At 73.8% G+C, this 20292-nt stretch carries 18 protein-coding genes; 11 read left to right on the top strand and 7 right to left on the bottom strand.

From position 1 onward, the window contains the following. Positions 1–167 precede the first annotated feature (167 nt). Both AB0I21_RS54740 and AB0I21_RS54735 read right to left on the bottom strand, forming a co-directional pair. Positions 168–1193: a M36 family metallopeptidase gene (locus AB0I21_RS54740; protein WP_360573586.1), complete on the bottom strand. Its 1026-nt coding sequence runs from the start codon at positions 1191–1193 to the stop codon at positions 168–170. A 31-nt stretch (positions 1194–1224) separates the two neighbouring features. Next, entirely contained in the window at positions 1225–2394 is a 1170-nt protein-coding gene (locus AB0I21_RS54735) for a GGDEF domain-containing protein (RefSeq protein ID WP_360573584.1), read from the bottom strand. Between the two features lie 88 nt (positions 2395–2482). Between AB0I21_RS54735 and AB0I21_RS54730 the strand changes: the two genes are divergently transcribed. Genes AB0I21_RS54730 through AB0I21_RS54710 form a run of 5 tightly spaced genes read left to right on the top strand, consistent with a single transcriptional unit; the run spans position 2483 to position 8129 of the window. Beyond that, positions 2483–3868: an extracellular solute-binding protein gene (locus AB0I21_RS54730; protein ID WP_360573582.1), complete on the top strand. Its 1386-nt coding sequence runs from the start codon at positions 2483–2485 to the stop codon at positions 3866–3868. A 31-nt stretch (positions 3869–3899) separates the two neighbouring features. Continuing rightward, positions 3900–4277: a hypothetical protein gene (locus AB0I21_RS54725; protein WP_360573580.1), complete on the top strand. Its 378-nt coding sequence runs from the start codon at positions 3900–3902 to the stop codon at positions 4275–4277. Positions 4278–4279: 2 nt separating this feature from the next. Beyond that, complete coding sequence (locus AB0I21_RS54720; protein WP_360573578.1) at positions 4280–6454, top strand: bifunctional polysaccharide deacetylase/glycosyltransferase family 2 protein; 2175 nt, start codon at positions 4280–4282, stop codon at positions 6452–6454. Beyond that, entirely contained in the window at positions 6424–7323 is a 900-nt protein-coding gene (locus AB0I21_RS54715; RefSeq protein ID WP_360573576.1) for an RNA polymerase sigma factor, read from the top strand. The genes AB0I21_RS54720 and AB0I21_RS54715 overlap by 31 nt, the downstream gene beginning before the upstream one ends. Before the next feature lie 2 nt (positions 7324–7325). After that, the gene (locus AB0I21_RS54710) at positions 7326–8129 is read left to right on the top strand and encodes a hypothetical protein (RefSeq protein WP_360573574.1); all 804 of its coding nucleotides are present in this window, start codon (positions 7326–7328) and stop codon (positions 8127–8129) included. Here AB0I21_RS54710 and AB0I21_RS54705 read toward each other — a convergent pair. Continuing rightward, positions 8126–8575, bottom strand: coding sequence for a MarR family transcriptional regulator (locus AB0I21_RS54705; RefSeq protein WP_360573572.1), 450 nt, complete (start codon positions 8573–8575; stop codon positions 8126–8128). The two genes, AB0I21_RS54710 and AB0I21_RS54705, sit on opposite strands and share 4 nt — an antisense overlap. A 62-nt stretch (positions 8576–8637) precedes the next feature. On the opposite strand from AB0I21_RS54705, the gene AB0I21_RS54700 reads away from it, so the two are divergent. The 5 genes from AB0I21_RS54700 to AB0I21_RS54680 all read left to right on the top strand — a co-directional run bounded on the left by AB0I21_RS54700 (position 8638) and on the right by AB0I21_RS54680 (position 12045). Beyond that, complete coding sequence (locus AB0I21_RS54700; RefSeq protein WP_360573570.1) at positions 8638–9204, top strand: hypothetical protein; 567 nt, start codon at positions 8638–8640, stop codon at positions 9202–9204. A gap of 36 nt (positions 9205–9240) precedes the next feature. Beyond that, on the top strand, positions 9241–9870 hold the full coding sequence (locus AB0I21_RS54695) for a sugar O-acetyltransferase (protein WP_360573568.1): 630 nt from the start codon (positions 9241–9243) through the stop codon (positions 9868–9870). Between the two features lies 1 nt (position 9871). Beyond that, positions 9872–10456: a TetR family transcriptional regulator gene (locus AB0I21_RS54690; RefSeq protein ID WP_344515249.1), complete on the top strand. Its 585-nt coding sequence runs from the start codon at positions 9872–9874 to the stop codon at positions 10454–10456. Continuing rightward, a complete protein-coding gene (locus tag AB0I21_RS54685; RefSeq protein WP_360573566.1) occupies positions 10453–11694 on the top strand; it encodes an MFS transporter in 1242 nt (413 codons plus the stop codon). The genes AB0I21_RS54690 and AB0I21_RS54685 overlap by 4 nt, the downstream gene beginning before the upstream one ends. A 72-nt stretch (positions 11695–11766) precedes the next feature. Then, positions 11767–12045 carry a GlsB/YeaQ/YmgE family stress response membrane protein gene (locus AB0I21_RS54680; protein WP_354781790.1) on the top strand — a complete coding sequence of 93 codons (279 nt, stop codon included), beginning with the start codon at positions 11767–11769 and terminating at the stop codon, positions 12043–12045. A 328-nt stretch (positions 12046–12373) separates the two neighbouring features. Here AB0I21_RS54680 and AB0I21_RS54675 read toward each other — a convergent pair whose 3' ends face one another. Both AB0I21_RS54675 and AB0I21_RS54670 read right to left on the bottom strand, forming a co-directional pair. Further along, entirely contained in the window at positions 12374–14725 is a 2352-nt protein-coding gene (locus AB0I21_RS54675) for an FtsX-like permease family protein (protein WP_360573564.1), read from the bottom strand. Continuing rightward, positions 14722–15420, bottom strand: a complete 699-nt coding sequence (locus AB0I21_RS54670; protein ID WP_360573562.1) for an ABC transporter ATP-binding protein — start codon at positions 15418–15420, stop codon at positions 14722–14724. The genes AB0I21_RS54675 and AB0I21_RS54670 overlap by 4 nt, the downstream gene beginning before the upstream one ends. A gap of 67 nt (positions 15421–15487) precedes the next feature. On the opposite strand from AB0I21_RS54670, the gene AB0I21_RS54665 reads away from it, so the two are divergent. Continuing rightward, the gene (locus AB0I21_RS54665; RefSeq protein WP_360573560.1) at positions 15488–18154 is read left to right on the top strand and encodes a LuxR C-terminal-related transcriptional regulator; all 2667 of its coding nucleotides are present in this window, start codon (positions 15488–15490) and stop codon (positions 18152–18154) included. 89 nt (positions 18155–18243) lie between these two features. Here the strand turns inward: AB0I21_RS54665 and AB0I21_RS54660 are convergent, their stop codons facing one another. Further along, positions 18244–19869 (bottom strand): beta-1,3-glucanase family protein, encoded by a 1626-nt coding sequence (locus AB0I21_RS54660; protein WP_360573558.1) that lies wholly within the window; start codon positions 19867–19869, stop codon positions 18244–18246. A gap of 166 nt (positions 19870–20035) precedes the next feature. Continuing rightward, the coding region (locus AB0I21_RS54655) for a flagellin (RefSeq protein ID WP_360573556.1) at positions 20036–20292 on the bottom strand (257 nt) is incomplete at its 5' end.

Raw genomic sequence — 20292 nt, 5'->3', positions numbered from 1 at the left:
TCGCTGAACCATTTACCGGAGACCTCTTCAGATTTCGATCACCGCCACGCCGTGACTTCACCCGGCCTGCACAAATTTATGAAACGCGCCCTAGTGCAGCCCCAGCTTCATGGGTCCATCATTGCCCCGGATCGCCGGGGTTGCGGCGATCCGGGACATGAAACCCCCTACAACAGTCCGCGCGCGACGAACGCGGCCCGGGTCGCCTGGGCGGCCTGGGTGCCGTAGAGGCGTTGTGCCGCGTCCACGGTGGCCTGGGCCGCCGCCGCGAACGTGGTGTCGACCGCGAAGGCGAACTGCGCCTCCACGATCAGGGTGCTGGCCCGGGTGTCACCGAGCGCCGCCCGGATGTCCCACAGGGCGCGGGACCAGATCTCGCCGTCGGCGTGGACCTCGCCGACGACGCTCTCCGGGTAGTGCTTGGTGCCGTCGAGCCGGCGCAGGCAGTGCGGCACGGTGCTGGTGTAGGAGACGGAGTCCCAGTCCGCCACGCACGCCTCCGGGGTGCGGGCCGGCACCCCGGTCGCCCAGCTGGTGACCGCCACGGCCAGGTAGTCGCCGAACGCCTCACCGATCGCGCCCGACTCCAGGGTCGTGCCGAACCCGGGCACCTGGCCGTCCTGCACCGAGTGGCCGTACTCGTGCACGATGACCTCGGCGTCCTCCGCGTCGTCGACCCCGCCCTTGCCGAGGGTGATGTTGGCCTTGTCGTCGCGGAAGAACGAGTTGTCGCCGCCGTACTGGTCGATGCGGACCTCGATCCGGCGCTGGTTGACCGGCCTGAGCGCCGAGCCGAAGCCCAGGTGCTGCAGGTACCGCTGCGCGGTGGTCACCCAGTGGTAGGCCATCACCTGTTCGAACTGGTCGGCGTCGCGATGCCAGGCGGGAAACGCGCCGCCGACGGCGAGGGCCGCCTTGCCGGTGGAGCTCTTCACGACCACGTACCGGCCGGACAGCTTGCCGGTGCCGTCGAGGTCGGTGAGCGTGATCTGACGGTAGGCCGGTGCGAACGCCGGGCTGTCGGCGTCCTTCGCATCGACCAGGCTCTGCAGTCCGAGGGCCTGCACCGGGTTGGGGAAGAACACGGTCGCGGTCGCCGATTCGCCGGTCGGCGTGGCGTGCGCCGGTCCGGCCGCCCCGACGGACACGACCGTGGCAACCGCCGCGGTCAGTGCGAGGATCCTTTCCTTCATGCGCGAAGGAGCGGAGGTGGCGCCGCGCGCGTTACCGGACGGCCTGGTGGACCAGCCGGACGGCCGGCTCCTTGTACACGGCGAAGCCGCCCTTGGTGCCCTGCTTCACCTGGTACATCGCCATGTCGGCGTCGCGGAGCAGCTCGCCGCCGTCGCGGCCGCCGCCGCTGATCGCGACGCCCACGCTGGCGCCGACGCGGACCTCGGTGCCGGCGATCTCGAACGGCTCGCCGACGGTGGCGACGATGCGCTCGGCGACGCGGACCGCGACGCTCGCGTCGCCGCCGGCGATGACGATCGCGAACTCGTCGCCGCCGAGGCGGACCACGGTGTCGTCGCCGCGGACCGCGGCGAGCAGCCGGCCGGCGACGCCGATGAGGAGGTCGTCGCCCGCGGCGTGGCCGAGCTGGTCGTTGACGGGCTTGAAGTTGTCCAGGTCGACCAGGAGCAGCGCCTGGTCGGCGCAGTCGCCGCCCTCCAGCAGCTCGGTGAGCATGCGGCGGTTCGGCAGGCCGGTCAGCGGGTCGTGGGACGCCTGGTGGCGGATCAGCGCCTCGTGCTCGGCGAGCGTGTCGAGGGCGATCTGCTGCTGCTCCAGCATCTCCTCGTTGGCCTTGGTGGTGAGGCGGTGCTCGCGCTCGAAGCGGTAGAGCAGCCAGCCGATCGTGGTGACGGCGAGGGTCATGGCGACGGCGAGCGACAGGTCGGCGACGGTGTTGGCCAGCGCGGCGGCGTCGGCCGCCTGCTGCTCGAGGCTGCGCAGCTGGGCGTTCAGCCGGCCGAACTGCGGCTCGGTCTGCCGCTTCTCCAGCGCCCGCGCCTCGGCGATCTTCCCGACGCCGAGCATGCCGAGCTCGGTGTCCAGCACGGCGTGGTACGCGCTGACGCTGTCCTCCAGCCGCTGCACCGTGGCGGCGTCGAGGTCGCCGAGCGCTTCGACGATGTCGCGCTCGCGGCTGCGGATCTCGCCGAGCTCCCGGGCGACCGTCACGGGCGTGTTGCGGTCGGCGACGGTCTTCCACTGCAGCGAGCTCTCCTCGTGCAGCAGCATGTTGAGCTCGCTGAGGCGCGACCGGGTGGCCTCCTGGGACTGGCTCCTGCCGTGCAGGTACACGTTGGCGAACGTGACCCCGCCGAGCAGCACGATCGCGAGCGCCAGCACCCGCGGCCAGCGCCACCCGAGCTTCCCGACCTTCCGCATGGCATGGCTATCGGCACGCACGCGCCGACCTTCGAGTTTTGTGCCCGAGATTCTTCAGTACCCGGGGCTTCGGGACGATTGGCCCTTCATGAGGGGCTCCCCAGTGCAACGCAGCCTGAGCCGGCGCCGGCTGATCATGTCCGCGGCGGCCGCCGCCGCGACGCTCCTGCCCGCTGCGGCGTGCGCGAAGAAGGACGGCGAGGGCGCGGGTGGCATCGGATACGCCGCCGACCGGCCGCCCGTCACGATCGAGTTCTGGTACATGCCGTACGGCGGGCCGGTGCAGGACCAGGCGGTCATCACCGAGACCGAGGAGTTCCACAAGGCGCACCCCAACATCACGGTCAAGGCGGTCCGGGTGCCGTGGGACGAGGCGCTGACCCGGCTCAGCACGGCGTCGACCAGCGGCGAGGGCCCCGACGTGACGGTGCTGGGCACCACCTGGGTGGCCGGCTTCAGCTCGATCGGCGCGCTGCGCCCGTACAGCATCGAGGAGATCGCGGCGGTCGGCGGCGAGGACGTCTTCGCCAAGGCGAGCTGGAGCTCCAGCCACCTGATCACGGCGCAGGAGATCACGGCGCTGCCGTGGCTGATCGACATCCGGGCCCTGTTCTACCGCACGGACGTGCTGCGCAAGCTCGGCCTGGATCCGAAGGAGGCGTTCGCGACCTGGGACTCCTTCGAGGAGACCCTGCAGAAGATCAAGGCGTCCGACGCCGGGGTCGCGCCGCTCGCCATCGGCCTGCAGAACAACTTCGGCATCATCCACAACGTGGCCCCGTTCATCTGGGGCGCCGGCGGCGACCTGATCAAGGACGACGGCACGAAGTCGATGCTCGCCGAGCCCGCCGCGGTCGACGGCGTCACGTACTACCAGCGGCTCATCGGGCTCTACGACGACCCGAAGGCGATGGCGCTGTCCTCCAGCGACGTGCCGCGCGCGTTCGCCGAAGGTACCGGCGCCATCACCATCGACAACTCCCAGTCGGTCGCCGAGTTCGCCTCCGACCCCTCCCGCGCCGGCCTGAAGGCGGGCTGGTCGACGGCGCCGATGCCGGCCGGGAAGGCGGGCCGCTTCGGTTTCCTGGGCGGCTCCAACCTCGGCATCCTCAAGGAGGCGAAGCATCCCGAGGCGGCGTTCGAGTTCGTCCGGTACCTGACGGGCAAGGCGAGCCAGCAGCGCTACAGCGTCAACTCGGGGCTGTGGCCGGCCCGCACCGAGGCGATCGAGGGCACCAAGTTGGCGACCGAGCCGGAGTACGCCGCGTTCCGGGAGATGATCCCGCACGGCAAGATGTACCCGTCGGTCTCGGCCTGGATCATCGTCGAGTCGGTGATCGCGAAGGACCTGCGGGAGCTGTGGAGCGCGCCCGGGGCCCTGGGCCGCGGTCAGGTCCAGGCGATCATGACCAGGACGACCGCGGACATCGATGAAGCGCTGCGTGACCCGACGAACACGGGGATCACGCCGTAACGCTTTCGGGGGGCCCGCCGCTTCTTCTCCCGTGGATGTGGTCGACCCGGTCTTCGTGGACCGCACCGGCCGGCGCCGGAGGCTCTTCACGGTCCTCGGGGCCGGCCTCGGCGTGCTGCTCGCGGCCGGTTGCGCGCTGCTGATCGCCGGGCTGCTGGGCGCCTCGCCGGTGCCGCTGCCCGGTTTGCCGGAAAACGGCCAGATCGGTCGCCACCAGGACGGTCTCGGGACGGCGCCGACCAGCGGCACGTCCGTGCGGCCTTCCGCGAAGCCCTCCACGCCGCGCCCCGCCGCCGCGCCCGTGACCAGTGGCGAGGCGCCGCCCAGCCCGTCGGCGAGCGCCAGCGAGCCGCACGGCAACCGCAAGACGTCGCACCCTGGCAATCCGCGACCAAGCAGGACGAAGTAGCCGTGGCTCGACGCGTGTCCCACCGGGCGTCCAGGACGCCGCGGGCGCACTGGCTGCTGCTCCTGCTCGTCATGGCGGTCCTGCTCGCCGAGCTGTGCCTCGACGGCTGGGTGCGGGGCGTGCCGGGCGCCTCGCCCTCGGCGGCCCCCGGCGAGCTGGGACCGGTGCTGCAGGTCCAGGCGGACGGCACCGTGCGCTCCGCCGGGATGCCGGCCGGCGCGGTCGCGCTCACGTTCGACGACGGGCCCGACCCGCGGTGGACGCCGCTGATCCTCGACGCGCTGCGCCGCCACCACGCGCGGGCCACGTTCTTCGTGGTCGGCTCGCGGGTCAACCAGCACCCTGACCTGGTGCGGCGCATCGTCGCCGAAGGGCACGAGCTCGGCGTGCACACCTTCACCCACGCCGACCTCGCCGCGCTGCCCGCCTGGCGGCAGCGGCTCGAGCTCGACCTCACCCGCACCGCGATCGCCGCCGCGACCGGGCGGACCGTGCGGCTGCTGCGGCCGCCGTACCTGTCGGTGCCGGAGCGGCTGCCCGCCGGGTTCCTCACCGTCATGACCGACCGCGACACGCAGGACTGGCAGCGGCCGGGGGTGGACGCCATCGTCGCCGCGGCCGCGCCGGGTGGTGTCGTGCTGCTGCACGACGGCGGCGGCGACCGCACGCAGACGGTGGCGGCGGTCGAGCGGATCACCGCCACCCCCGGGCGGCGGTTCGTCACGGTCTCCGAAGGGCTCGGCCTGCCGCCGGACACGGCCGCCGGCACCGGCGACGTCGCCCGCGGCCACGCGCTGCGCTGGGCGCAGACTGCCGGCGGCTGGATCAGCGTCGCGATGTGGTGGCTGATCGTCGCCGCCACCGTCCTCGCCCTGATCAGGCTCGCCGTCCAGGTGGCCATCGCCCGCCGGCACGCGCGCCGCGCCGTCGCGGGGCGGCTGCGGTCCTTCGGTCTGGTGTCGGTCGTCGTGCCGGCCTACAACGAGGCGGCGAACATCGCCGCGACGGTCCGCTCGCTGATCGGCAACGACTACCCTGCGCTCGAGGTCGTCGTCGTCGACGACGGCTCCACCGACGACACCGCCGATGTGGTGCGCCGTCTCGCGCTTCCGGGGGTCCGCCTGATCCGCCAGGCCAACGCCGGGAAGCCTGCCGCCCTCAACACCGGCGTCGCGGCCGCCCGCGGGGAGCTGCTGGTGCTGGTCGACGGCGACACCGTCTTCGAGCCCGACGCGGTCGGCCGGCTCGTCCAGCCGTTCGCCGACCCGTCCGTCGGCGCGGTCAGCGGCAACACGAAGGTCGCCAACCGGGGCGGGCTGCTCGGCCGGTGGCAGCACCTGGAATACGTGGTCGGCTTCAACCTCGACCGGCGCATGTTCGACCTCGGCGAGTGCATGCCGACCATCCCGGGCGCGATCGGCGCGTTCCGCCGGGCGGCGCTGCTGGACACCGACGGGGTGCCCGCGGACACCCTCGCGGAGGACACCGACCTGACGATGGCCATCCTGCGCGCCGGGTGGCGGGTCGTGTACGCGGACCGCGCCATCGCCTGGACCGAGGCGCCGTCGTCGCTGCGGCAGCTGTGGCGGCAGCGGTACCGGTGGTGCTACGGCACGATGCAGGCGGCCTGGAAGCACCGCCGGGCCGTCCGCGAGCGCGGCCACCTGGGCCGGCGCGGCCTGGTCTACCTGGCGGTCTTCCAGATGCTCCTGCCGCTGACCGCACCACTGATCGACGTCTACGCCGTCTACAGCCTCCTCTTCCTGCCCTGGGCCCAGGTGGCCGCGGTGTGGTGCGGCTTCACCGCCCTGCAGGTCCTGGCCGCCGGTTACGCGCTCCGGCTCGACCGCGAGTCCCTGGGGCCGTTGTGGACGGTGCCGCTGCAGCAGGTGGTGTACCGCCAGCTGCTCTACCTGGTCGTCATCCAGTCGGCCGTCGCCGCGCTGCTCGGCGGCCGGCAGCGCTGGCAGGCATCGGTCCGCACCGGCCTCGCCGCGGCCGCCGTCACCCCGCCCGGGCTCCCGGACGCCCTCGAACCGCACCAGGCGCCGGGGGTGGCCCCGGAACGGGCACCGCACGCGACCCGTTCCATGGACCTGCACGCGCCACAGGGCTTCGAGCCGTGGGTGGCGCGCGACGTCCGGGCGTGGCCGTCGGATCTGTCGGGCCGGCCGTGACCGCCTTGGCCGGTACCCACCCGACGCCGTACTCCAACGGCTGCCCCGCGCGCTCGTCGACGGGCGGCGATGCCAGGACGTCCCCGCGCGCCGATGCCAAGCCCCCGCCGGGCGGCGACGCCGGCACGTTCGCGCGCACCGACGCCGGTCCCCCGGCAGGCGCCGACGCCAGGACGCCGGCGGTCGACGCCGGCGATGCCGGCACGTTCGCGCGGGGCGACGCCGGGATGCCCGCGGACGGCGACGCCGGGAGGTCGCCGGTCGAGCTGGCGCTGGGCGAGACCACGCTCGACGACCGCCTCGACATGGCCCTGGCCGGGGCGATCGGCGGCGACGCCGCGGCCTTCGCGGAGCTGTGGCGGGCGCTGCAGCCGCTGGTGCTGCGATACCTGCGGGTCGTCTGCGGCGACGCCGCCGAGGACGTGGCGTCGGAGACGTGGCTGCAGGCGTCGCGGGACCTGCGGCGGTTCAGCGGCGGCACGACCGCGTTCCGGGTGTGGCTCTTCCGGATCGCCCGCAACCGCGGCATCGACGAGAACCGGCGCGCGTGGCGGCGGCGCGAGGAGCCGCACCAGACCGTGCACGAGGTCCGCGAGGCGGCCGGCGAGATCGTCCGCGACGTGGCCCTGGACGCCGGCGACCGGTCCGGCACCGAGTGGGCGCTGCGGATGATCCGCACCCTGCCCCCCGACCAGGCGGAGGCGGTGATGCTGCGCGTCGTGGCCGGTCTCGACGTCGCCGGCACCGCCAAGGTCCTGGGCAAGCGCCCCGGCGCGGTCCGTGTCGCGACGATGCGAGGGCTGCGCCGGCTGGCCGAACACCCCGAAGTCCAGGCGCACCGCGGCACAGATCCGCGGGAAGGCGGCTGATCATGCCCGAGACACCGATCCACGACGCGCTGGCCCCTGACGCGCCGGCCCCTGACGGCCTGGCCCTGGACGGCCTGACGCCCGACGTCGCCGAACGCCTGCTCGACCTGTGCGAGCCGGCCGCCGGGCGGCACGCGGGCGTCGCCGCACTGCTCGTCGCCGCCGCGGGGCCGGCCCTGCCCGCCGAGCTGACCGGCGAGGACGACACCGTGCGGGAGTTCCGCCGGGCCTACCGCCGCACGTGGCGCCGGCGGCGCAACGCCCTCATCGCGTGCGCCGTCGCGGCCGTCGTGTCGCTGGGCGGCACCGCGTACGCGGCGAGCGGCGCGCCCCTGCCGGATCCGGTGCGGCGCACCGTCGAGTCGCTGTTCGGCGACGACTCGGACAGCGCGCCGGCCACGCCGCCCTCCGGCTCGCCGGCCAGGTCGCCGGCGGTCACACCGGGGCCGTCACGTTCGCCGTCACCGGAGGCGAGCGGCCCGGGCACCGCCCGGATCAAGGAGCTCTGCCGCGCGTGGGAGGCGAGCCGCACCAACCCGCAGGCCCCGCCGGTCAGCGGCGAGGACCGCCGCACTCTCGCCCAGGCGGCGAAGAGCGCGACCGGGATCAACGACTTCTGCCGGGGCGTCCTCGCCCCGACGCCCGCGCCCACCACCCCGGCGGCCTCCCGCCCGGGCGAGGGAGGCGCGGATGACCAAGGCGCGGATGTCGAGCCCTCCGCCGTGGAGGCCTCCCGCCCGAGCACCGTCAAGCCCGGCACCGTCAAGCCCAGCCGCACCCACCCGGCCAAGCAGTCCGGCCGCTAACGCCGCGCCGCGTCCAGGGTGGCGCGGACCTCCGCGAGGAGGTCGACGAGCTGGCGCAGCCGCTCGTCGTCGAGGCCGGCGAAGGCGACCGTCGCGTCGGGGTGCATGGCGCGCATGGCCTGCCCGATCAGCTCGCCGCCGAGCTGGGTGAGCGCGACGCTGCGCCGGCGGGCGTCGCCGGGGGCCGCCTCCATCGTCACCGCGCCGCGGTCGACCAGCGTCTTGAGGGTCTTCGAGACGGCGGGCTGGTTGACCTCCATCGCGGCGGCGATGTCGCCGACCGAGCCCGGTCCGGCGTTGGCGAGGTGGAGCAGGACCGCGGTGTGGGTCATGGTCAGGCCGAGCGGGCGGAGCGCCCGGTTGAGCCGCGTCTCGGCGAGCTGGTGCGCGATCGACAGCTCGCGCATCGCCCGCCCTTGCAGCTCAGCGCGCGTCTGAGGGGTCATGCGGCAAATATATTCCATGGAACACTTGACGTCACCCCGCCGGCCCTCGCAAGATACATTCCATGGAATTCATTGAACGTGTGCAGCGCGCGAAGCTCCCCGTCCTGGCCGGCGCCACCGTGGCGGGCTTCGTCGCCCAGCGGGTCACCCAGACGGTCCTCGACGGCTTCTACGCCCGGTCCGGCTACCCGGTGCCCTACTACGTCGGCCAGCTGTCGTTCAGCGCCGGCAAGCTCTCCGGCTGGTACACGGCGATGCGGGACGCGGGCACCCTCGGCGTCTACTGGCAGACCCAGTTCATGGACTTCGCCTTCATCGCCGCCACGGCGCTGTTCTTCACGGCCACCCTCGCGCTGGTCGCCCGCGCGTTCCCAGCCGGTAGCCGCGGCCGGCGGGTCGCCGCCGCCGCCGTGGCGCTGGGCCCGTTCGCCCCGCTGTGCGACGCGGTGGAGAACCTGCTCTCCTTCGTCATGCTGCCCGACCCGGCCACGGTGAACCCGGTCGTCGCGGTCCTCTACTCGACCGCCGCGGCGCTGAAGTTCGCCGGGTTCTTCGCGGTGTACCTGTGGATCCCCGCCGCCCTGGTCACCGCGCTGATCAGCCGGCGGCGCAGCGTGGCGGACGCGTAGTGTACAGATGTACATAGCGAGTGTACGGTTGTACACATGACCGAGAGGACCATGCGGGAGCGGATGCTCGCCGGGGAGCTGTACCGCGCCGAGGACCCGCAGCTGGCGGCCGACGACGCCCGCGCGCAGGCGCTCGCCCACAGGTTCAACACGATGGACCCCACCGACCACGAGGGGCTGCGGGCGGTGCTGACCGAGCTGCTCGGCGGCTTCGGCGAGGGTGCCTACGTGCGGCCACCGCTGCGCTGCGACTACGGGTATCAGACGACGTTCGGCGCCCGCGCGTTCGCCAACTGGGGCCTGGTCTGCAACGACGTCGCGACGATCACGATCGGCGACGACGTGCAGATGGGGCCCCGGGTGCAGCTGCTGACCTCCACCCACCCGCTGGAGCCGGGCCCGCGCCGCGACAAGTGGGAGGCGGCGAAGCCGATCGTCATCGGCGACAACGTCTGGCTCGGCGGCGGCGTCATCGTCTGCCCCGGCGTCACGATCGGAGCCGACACCGTCGTCGGCGCCGGCTCGGTGGTGGTCCGGGACCTCCCCGCGGGCGTCCTCGCGGTCGGCAGCCCGGCCCGGATCGTCCGCCACCTCACCGACGCACCGGCACCGGCGGCCACGCCGGCGACCACGCCCGCTCCGGCGCCCGCGGCCGGCCCGGCCTGAGGTGGCGGCGGGGACCCGGCGGCACGACCCGAACCGGAAGGACCGCATCGTCGACGCCGCGATCGCGGTGATCGCCGAGCACGGCGTCGCGGGCACCACCCACCGGCTCATCGCGGCGGCGGCGGACGTGCCGCTGGGGTCGCTGACGTACCACTTCAGCAGCCTCGACGACCTTCGGGCGCAGGCCTTCCGGCGGCACGCCGAGCGGATGTCGGTCGTCTACGAGTCGCACTTCCTGCACGTACACACGCATGAAGCGCTGGTCGAGGCGGTCACCGACCTGATCCACGGCGACGCCGGCGCCGACACCGCCGACTGGGCCATCGCCTACGAGCTCTACCTGGCCGCGCTGCGCGACCCCGAGCTGCGCACCATCACCGAGACCTGGATGCGCACCAGCCGCGCGGTCCTCGAGCGCTTCGTCGACCCGACCACCGCCCGGGGCGTCGACGCCCTGATCGAGGGCCTGGTCATGCACAAGACCCTGTCCACGGCACCCGTCTCACGCGAGGAGATCCGCGTGATCGTGGCCCGGGTCCTGCACCAACCCGCACAAGACCCACAGATCAACGGAGACCCGCGATGACCCTGACCGCCGGGCCGGCGCTCACCACCGACCGATCACTGCGCGCCGCGACCCGCGCCGTCTACGCCGCCTTCATCTGGTCCGGGTTCGCGATGGCGAGCTGGGCCACCCGCATCCCGCAGATCCGCGACGAGCTGCGCCTCGGCCCGTCGCAGCTCGGCCTGGTCCTCGTCGCCATCGCGGTCGGGTCGATCATCTCGCTCGTCCTGTCGGGCCAGATCGTCGCCCGCCTCGGCTCCCGCGCCACGGTCGCGGCGATGGCGGTCCTGCTCGCCGTCGGCCTGACCGTCGTCGCGGCCGGGTATCACCTCGGCGTGCCGCCGGTCGTGCTCGGCCTGTTCGCGTTCGGCTTCGCCAACGGGGCCTGGGACGTGGCGATGAACGTCCAGGGCGCCCTCGTCGAGCGCCGCCTCGGCCGGGCGATCATGCCGCGCTTCCACGCCGGGTACAGCGTCGGCACCGTCGCCGGCGCCCTGCTCGGCACCGCGATGGTGGCGCTGAAGGTGCCGGTCACCGCCCACCTGATCGCCGTCGCCGTCCTGGCCGGCGCCAGCACGTTCGTCATGGTCCGCACGTTCCTGCCCGACGACGCGCCCGCGTCCGCGCAAGACGGCTCCCCGGAGAAGAAGGGCGGGCTGCTGGAGTTCTGGACCGAGCCGCGCACCCTGCTCGTCGGCGTCTTCGTGCTGGCGTTCGCGTTCACCGAGGGCGCGGGCATCGACTGGATCGCCGTGGCCGTCATCGACGGGTACGAGACCCCGCCCGCCGTCGGCACGCTCGCCTTCACGGTGTTCCTGACCGCGATGACCGCCGGTCGCTGGTTCGGCCCGGCGCTGCTGGACCGCTTCGGCCGCGTCCCCGTCGTGCGGGCGCTCGCCGTGATCGCCCTGGCCGGCCTGGCGCTGTTCATCTTCGGCCCCAACACCCCGACCGCGTACGCCGGCGCGCTCCTGTGGGGCACCGGCGCCTCGCTCGGCTTCCCGGTCGCGATGAGCGCCGCCTCCGACGACCCGGCCCGGGCCGCGGGGCGGGTCAGCGTGGTGGCCTCGATCGGCTACTGCGCGTTCCTCGGCGGCCCGCCCCTGATCGGGGTGCTCGGCGACCACATGTCGGTCCTCCGGGCACTCATCGCGATCCCTGTCCTGCTGACCGTCGCCTTCCTGCTGGCGGGCGCGATCCGCCCGCTGCCGGAGTCGCCGGAGACCCCGGAGACCCCGGAGACCCCTGCGCGTGTTTGACCGCATCGGTGATCGGGCACCCCTGAAACAGCGGCACATCGACGCCGCTGCGTCGGGAAACGAGGAGGAACAGTGACCGTCACCGGAATCATCACCGCGCTGATCGTCGGTCTGATCGTGGGCGCGCTCGGCAGGCTGGTGGTCCCCGGCCGCCAGAACATCCCGATCTGGCTCACGATGGTCATCGGCGTCGTCGCCGCTCTGATCGGCACCTTCATCGCCAACGCCGTCGGCATCGCGACCGACACGCCTGGCGTCGACTGGGGCGAGCTCCTGGTCCAGGTGATCGTGGCCGCCATCGGTGTCGCGCTGGTCGCCGGCTTCGCCGGCCGGGGCCGCCGAGCCCTCTGACCGCGTCTCTCGAGCGACCCCCGGCCATCCTCGGCCGGGGGTCGCTCGCTGTCTCCACAGCGTTGTCCACAGGGCCTGAGCAGGCAAACCTTCTTCGTACACATGTGCTATCCACAGGCTGTGGATGGAACGTGTGTACGAAGAACCCGATCGGCTGAACGTCCGATGAACGGGCGGCGACATCGCGATGGACCAGCCTCCGATCGTCCACGGAGGACGTCATCCGGTTGGCACTGGCGGATGCGCCGCGGGCGGCCTATCCTTGGATGCAGTAGACCGGCGCCTTCCCCCGTGGGTGCCGGTCTCACTATTTCTCCGGGACTTCCTGTCAGCTCCTCCGGGGCTTCCTGTCAGTAGCTCTGTCAGTGGCTCCCACCAGCGCCGCAGTGACCGCGATCAGCGCCGTCCCCCCGGTCACAGCGCCCAGGGTCGCCCACGGCACGCTCACCGTCACCGCACCGGCGACGCCCAGCAGCGTCGTCCACAGGCCGGCCACCGCGACCACCGCGACGACCACCCCGAGCAGGACCCCCAGCGCGACCGTGACCAGCGTCTCGACCGCCGTCCACGCCAGGACCTGCCGCCGGCTGGCCCCCAGCAGGCCCAGCGACCGCCGCTCCCCCGCCCGGTCCGGCGCCGCCATCAGCAGCGTGTTGACCATCGCCAGGGTGGTGTACGCGAGCACGATCCCGAGCACCACCAGCAGCCCGAGCCGGCTCGCCGACCCCTGGCCCTGACGCGCGGCCGCCAGCCACGCCTCGCGCGTGACCGCCCGGGCCCGGTGCCCGTCGGCGGCGGCCCGCAGCGCCGCGGTCGCGGCGGCCGGGTCGGTGCCGGGGCGCAGCCGCACGTACGCGACCGACGGCAGCGTCCCGGCGGACGCCGGCAGGTAGGCGTCGACCGCGCTCCCCGGCGGCAGCACCTCCAGCACCCGCAGGCGCGCCTCGCTGCCGTCGGCGAGCCATAGCCGGGCCGTGTCGCCGGCGCGCAGCCCCCAGTCGCCGGCGACCTTGATCCCGCCGGCGGGCACGTCGTCGGCCTCCGCCGCGTCGCGCCGGACCAGCGCGGTGTCGCCTTCCAGGGTGTACACGGTGGTCTCGGCGCTGAAGGTGACGTCGATGCCGGGGACGCCGCGCAGCCCCGCGACGAGCTCCCGGTCCAAGCCGTGACCGTCGGGCAGGACCAGGAAATCGGCGTGCGCGGGCCTGGCGCGCAGCACGTTCTTCGCCTCGTCGGTCAGGTCGGACGCGATGAGCAGCGACGCCGCCAGCCCGACGGTGACGAGGACGGGCGCCGCGACCGCCGCCGTCCGCCGCGCCGACGCCGTCACGTTGCGCACCGCCAGCAGCAGGCCCGTGCCCCGCGGGGCGGCCCCGCCGAGACGGCGGGCGACGACGGCGACGAGCGCCGGGGCGAGCAGGCCCGCGGCGACGATCAGCAGCATCACGACCGGCATGTAGCTCTTGCGGTTGGTCGCGGACGCCGGGTCGTCGAACGCCGTCACCGCCATCGTGACCAGCGCGGTGCCGAGGGTCAGGACGCCGGCGACCCAGCGGGCGGGCGGCATGGTCCGGGACTCCACGACCGTCTCGCGCAGCGCCTCGCCGGGGCGGACCCGGCCGGCCCGCCACGCCGCGGTGACCGCGCCGAGCAGCGCCACCGTGACGCCGGTGCCGAAGGCGGTCCACATGGGCCACCGGGCCGGGCTGATCGTGTGCACCCAGCCGGGCGCCATGCCGCGCTCGCGCAGCAGGTCCAGCAGCGCCGGGGCCAGCGCGGGACCGGCGAGGGCGCCGATCGCGGCGGCGACGAGCGCGACCGCCAGGGCTTCCCAGTACACCAGCCGCCGCACCTGACCGGGGAGCGCTCCGCCGGCCCGCAGCAGGGCGAACTCCTGCCGCCGCTGCCCGACGGCGAAGGCGAACGTCGAGGCCACGACGAAGATCGCGACGAAGGCGGCGAACCCCAGCGCGATGCCCACGATCGTGTTGGCGTTGTTGCGGGCCCGGGCGTCGGCGGTGCGGCCGGGGTCGAGGCGGGCGCGGTCGTCGCCGGTGAGCACCCTGGCCCGGTCGCCGACCGCGGCCCGGACCCGCTCGGCGTCGCCGTCGACGACGATGGCGTCGACCTGCGGCCGCAGCTGCGCGGCGGTGGCGTCGGTGAAGAACAGTCCTTCCTTGACGGTGCCGCTCACGGTGTACGAGCGGATCCCGTCACCGGTCACGATCCGGATCCGCGCGCCGAGCGGTGCGCCCGAGGTGGCGACCTCGTCGGCGGCGGCGGGCGCGCGGCCCGACAGCAGCGCGGGCGCGAGCGCCCACGGCCGGGCGATCCCGGAATAGGCGCCTGCACCGGGCGGCCCGTCGGCGAACTGCGCGGGGATGATCCGGTCGACCCGCCCGGCCGGCAGCGCCGCCACCACGTCCGCGGGCAGGCCGGGCGAGACGGCGAGCGGCTGGCTTTCGCCGCCGCGCCAGGTCGGCACGGTCAGCGTGTCGTGCGGCGCGACCACGACCGGGTAGGCCGCGTACCGCTGCGGCGCCCGGTCCGGGGCGGTGACGGTGGTGGCGAGGACCTGCCCCATGCCGGCGATGAGGGCGCTGCCGAACGCGAGCGCGAGGAACGTCCCCACGAACGACCGCCACCGCAGCCGCAGCCCCGCGAGCGCGATGCCGATCATGCGGCGGCCATCATCTCGATGACCGCGGACGCGGTGGGGGCGGACAGGGAGCCGGAGAGGCGGCCGTCGGTCAGGAACAGCACGCGGTCGGCGTACGCGGCGGCGGCCGGGTCGTGGGTGACCATGACGATCGTCTGCTGGTGCTCGTCGACGAGGTCGCGCAGCAGCCGCAGCACGTCGCGGCCCGTGTTGGTGTCCAGCGCGCCGGTCGGCTCGTCGGCGAAGAGGACCGCCGGGCGGGTGACGAGGGCCCGGGCGATCGCGACCCGCTGCTGCTGCCCACCGGACAGCTGCTGCGGCCGGTGCCCGGCGCGGTCGGCGAGGCCGACGGCGGCGAGGGCCCGGTCGACCGTGACACGGTCCGGGCGGCGGCCGGCGAGGCGCATCGGGAGGCCGACGTTCTGCCGGGCGGTGAGCGCGGGCAGCAGGTTGAACGCCTGGAACACGAAGCCGATCCGCTCGCGGCGCAGCAGCGTGAGGCGGCGCTCGCCGAGGCCGGTGAGGTCCTGACCGGCGACCGTGATCCGGCCGGCGTCAGGCCGGTCGAGTCCGGCGGCGCACTGCAGCAGCGTCGACTTGCCGGAGCCGGACGGCCCCATCACCGCCGTGAACGTGCCCCGCGCGAACGCGACCGTGACCGCGTCCAGCGCGGTGTTCGTTCCGTACCGCCTGGTGACGGCCTCGAGCTCAACCATTCGCCGACCGTACGAGCGGCGGTCGCGGTCGCGGTACCGGACAGGTGACCAGTACCCTCGAATGATCATGCTCTGGGGGCGGGACGTCGATCAGGCCGCGACCGTCGCGGTGCTCGACCGGGCCCGCGCCGGGCACAGCGCCGTCCTCGTCATCCGCGGCGACCCGGGCATCGGCAAGAGCTCCCTGCTCGACGACGCGGCCGCCGGCGCCGCGGGGATGACGGTCCTGCGCTGCGCCGGGGTGGAGACCGAGGCCGAGGTCCCGTTCGCGTCGCTGCACCAGCTGCTGGCGCCGGCGCTCGCCTCCTCGTCGCAGCTGCCGGACGTGCAGGCGGCCGCGCTGCGCGGGGCCCTCGGGCTCGGCCCGGCCGCCGGCGGCGACCAGCTGCTCGTCGGGGCCGCGGTGCTGACGCTGATGGCCGAGCTGGCCGAGGAGCGCCCGGTGCTGTGCCTGATCGACGACGCGCAGTGGCTGGACGGCTCCTCCGCGCAGGCGCTGCGGTTCGTGGCGCGCCGCCTGCAGGCCGAGTCCGTGGCGATGCTCTTCGCCGCGCGGGACGAGTTCGCCCCGGAGGGCCTGCCGGAGCACCGGCTCGCCGGGCTGGACCCGGAGACCGCGGACGCCCTGCTGCGGCACATCCGGCCGGACCTGCCGCCGCGGATCCGGGTGCGGCTGGTGCGCGACAGCGCCGGCAACCCCCTCGCGCTGCGGGAGCTGCCGCGCGGGGCGCCGCCGTTCGTGCCGGCGCTGCTGCCGCGCCGGATCCAGGAGGCGTTCGCGGCGCGGATCGACCGGCTGCCGCCCGACGGCCGGGCGATGCTGCTGATCGCCGCCGCCTCGCCCGACGAGGGCCTCGGGGTCGTGCTGCGGGCGGCGGACCTGCTCGGCGTGGCACCGTCCGGCCTGGGCGCGGCCGAGGAGGCGGGCCTGGTGACGGTCGCCGCCGGGCGGATCGCGTTCACCCATCCGCTGCTGCGGGCCGCCGCGTATCAGCAGACCACGTTCGACCGGCGGCTGGCCGTACACCGGACGCTGGCGCAGACACTTCCCGCCGACGACGACCGCCGGGCCTGGCACCTGGCCGCCGCCGCGACCGGGCCGGACGAGGAGGCGGCGCTCGCCCTGGAACGCGCCGCCGAGCGGGCCCTCGGCCGCAAGGGCTACCCGGCCGCTGCGGCGGCGTTGCAGCGCTCCGCCGAGCTGACCGCCGCTCCCGCCGAACGGACCCGGCGGCTGGTCGCGGCCGCGGTCGCCGCGAACGACGCCGGCCAGCCCGACCTGACCCGCCGGTTCCTGGCGTCCTGCGACCCGGTCGACGACCCGGTGCTCACCGCCCGGGTGTGCGAGCTGCGGGCGCGGCTGGCGTTCGACGAGGGGTCGGCGGCGGCCGCGCACGACCTGCTGATCGCCGGGGCGTCGGCGCTGGCGCCGGTGGACCGCCGGGCCGCCGGGCTGCTGCTGGTCGACGCGGCGCGCAACGCGTGGCAGCTCAGCGACCCGCCGCGGGTGCGCGAGGCGGCGCGGCGGCTGGACGACCTCGGCCTGCGCCCCTCCGACGGCCTCGGCCCGGCCGTGGCGGCGGTGACGGCGGCGGCGCGGCTCCTCTTCGAGGGTCCGGCGGCGGGTGTACCGGCGATGCGGGCCCTCACCAGCACCAGGACCGGCCCGCCGAACCTGCGGCTCAACGCGGCGTTCGTGGCCGGGCTCGTCGGCGACTTCGAGGCCGGCCGGGCGATCTCGCAGGGCGTCGCCGACGAGTCGCGGGCCGAGGGCTCGATCGGCTGGCTGCCCCTCGCCCACGTGACGCTGGCGGCGTCGGAGCTGTACCTGGGCCGCTTCCGGGACGCGGTCGCCACCGCCACCGAAGGGCTGCGGCTCGCCGCCGACACCGGCCAGCCGAACCGGGCCGGCTACCTGGAAGGGATCCTCGCCTGGATCGCCGCGGCCGGCGGCTCCACCGACCGCTGTGCCGAGCTGGCGGCGCGCTGCCACGACCGGTACGCCGGCAACCACATCGCCAACGGGCTCGCCTGGGCGGAGTGGGCCCTCGCCCTGCTGGACCTGGGGCAGGGCCGGCCGGCGGAGGCGTCGGACCGGCTCGAGGCGGCCCTGGCCGGCCCCGTCCGCCACCAGATCCAGGCCGTCTACAGCGCACCGGACCAGGTCGAGGCGGCGGTGCGGATCGGCGCGTTCGACCGGGCCGAGGCGGCCTGCGCGCGCTTCGCCGACTGGGCCGCCGCGGCGCGCCTCGACTGGGCCGACGCGGTCGCGCACCGCTGCCACGCCCTGCTCGAGCCGTCCTGGCCCGACGCGAGCCGGCACTTCGAGGCCGCGGTCGCGCTCGGCGGCCACCCGTGGGAGGCGGCCCGCACCCACCTCGCCTACGGCGAACGGCTGCGCCGCGAACGCCGCAAGACCGAGGCCCGCGCCCAGCTGCGGACCGCCGCGGAGGTCTTCGACCGCCTCGGCGCCGTCCCGTGGGCGGAGCGCGCCCGCGCCGAGCTGCGCGCCGCGGGCGCCGCCGCCGCTCAGCCGTCATCGAGCCTGGCCGCGACGCTGTCCCCGCAGGAGCTGCAGATCGTCCGCCTCGTCGCCGGCGGCCTGACCAACCGCGAGATCGGCGCGCAGCTGTTCCTCTCCCCGAAGACCGTCAGCTACCACCTGTACCGCGCCTTCCCGAAGCTCGGCGTGGCCAGCCGCACGCAACTGGCCCGCCTCGACCTGTCCGGCTGAGGCGGGCCTGCTCCTCGGACATGTCCGAGGCTCGCTCCTCGGACATGTCCGCTGCGCGAACATATCCGAAATTTCGGTTATTCGGCTCGTCAGACCTTGTGCCACTTCTGGTTGGCGCCGCCGGTGCACTCCCACAGGTGCAGGACGGCGTCGTTGTTCGGGTTCCAGCCGGCGATGTCGACGCACTTGTTGGCCTGGGGGTTGACCAGGTCGCCGGCGGCGGACAGGACGAACTGCTGGGCGGCGTTGCCGCTGCAGTTGGCGATCTGGATCGCGGCGCCGTTGTCCTTCGAGCCCCAGGCGACGTCCATGCACTTGTTGTTCTCGGTGCGCAGGGTGCCGTTGACCCAGGTCCAGCGCTGGTTGGTGCCGCCGGTGCAGTTCCAGACGATCAGGCGCTGGCCGTCGTTGAAGTTCCAGTTCGGCACGTCGATGCACTTGCCGTGCCAGTTGCTGGCGATCCCGCTGACGTTGCCGTTTCCGGTGGGCGGCTGCGTGGTCGGGTTGGTCGGCGGCGTCGTGCCTCCCACGAACGGGCTCAGGGTGATGCCGGCGGAGCGCGGGTCGCCGGAGTGCACCAGCGACTCCTGGTTCTGCACGTCGTCGAAGGCGAACCCGTACGCCTTCCCGTCGGCCATGTTCGCGTGGATGATCCGCGAGTAGTGGTTGGTCAGCGAGCTCTTGTAGAAGTCCGCCGCCCCGCCGCCGGGCTGGGTGTCGATGGTGCCGAGCGTGCCGCGGTGCAGCGCCGCGCAGAGCGTGCGGGCGATCGGGCCGACGACCTGGTCGTTGGGGGCGCCGAGCGCGCCGTCGCAGCCCCAGACGTTGCTGGTGCTGGGCTTGTTGAACGACGCGACCCGCTGGCCCGAGCCGTTGGTGAAGTTCATGACGTTGCCGCTGGTCCGGCCGAAGTACTTGACGCCCGGCTGGTCGGTGAAGGGCACCACCGTCAGGGTCTTGGACGTGTACGCGTTCCAGGCGTTGGTGATGTACGGGTCGAGGTACGTCGCGCTGAACAGCCCGGCGTCGGCGGCCTTGCCCGGGGCGAGGACGCGCAGCACGGTGCCGTCGGCGCGGGTGACGACGGTGTTGCCCCAGCCGGACTGGGCCTTGATCTGGTTGATGACGTTCTGCCGGCCGTTGGCGACGGGCGCGCCGGTCCTGGTCGTGACGCCGTTGCTGCCGGTGACACTGACCTCGTGCGGCACGGCGAACATGTCGACCTGCGAGCTGTTGAGCCACAGCCCGGCGTCGTTGTAGGTGAACTCGCTCCAGTCGAACAGGATGTCGTGGTTGGGGTCGCCGGCGGCCCACGGCGCCGGCTGGACGAGCCCGTCGGGGGTGAGGAAGAACTTCAGCTTCTGACCCAGGGACATGTACACCCGGCCGGACATGTTCTTCGGCAGCTGGATCGTGGTGCTGCCGCCGTTGCCGGGGCCGGCGATCGCGACGTCCGGCGCCGGGGAGGGCGGGTTGGACCCGCCGGCCCAGTTGGTGAACGTGCCGCCGGCGTTGGCGTAGCCGAGGCGGCCGGTGGTGAGGTTGACACCGATGACGTAGAGGTAGACCGCGTCGCCGCGGCCCGTGGTGTTCTTGACCGTGAAGGGCAGCAGGTTGGGTCCGAGCGCCGACGCCGACGGCATCGCCGCGATGCCGACCGGCACCGCCACGGCGAGCGCGGCGAGCGCACCGAGCACCTTCGTCCTGAAACGCACCGAGAGACTCCTTCGTGAGAGCGCTCTCAGCAGCCTTTGTTACCGGTGGGGAACGTGTCAACAGAGATCGACAGAATCCATCGTCACCGAATCAAAACTTAAGAAACCGTTGAGCGGAGCCCAACGTAGGTCGGGCTCCGCTCACGTTGTTGGTTATCGCCTTGGGTTATCGCAGCAGGGACAGGACGTTCTGCGGCGCCTGGTTGGCCTGGGCCAGCATGCTGGTGCCGGCCTGGGTCAGGATCTGCGAGCGGGTGAAGGACACCATCTCCTGGGCCATGTCCGTGTCGCGGATGCGGGACTCGGACGCGGACAGGTTCTCCACCGCGGTGTTGAGGTTGTTGATCGTGTGCTCGAACCGGTTCTGGTACGCACCGAGCGTGGCCCGCGCGGTCGAGATGCCCTTGATCGCGGTGTCGATCG

It is taken from the genome of Dactylosporangium sp. NPDC050588 (assembly GCF_040654975.1).
Lineage (GTDB): Bacteria > Actinomycetota > Actinomycetes > Mycobacteriales > Micromonosporaceae > Dactylosporangium > Dactylosporangium maewongense.
The sequence above is the reverse complement of the archived record's forward strand: the minus strand, read 5'-3'. Positions and strand labels throughout refer to the sequence as shown.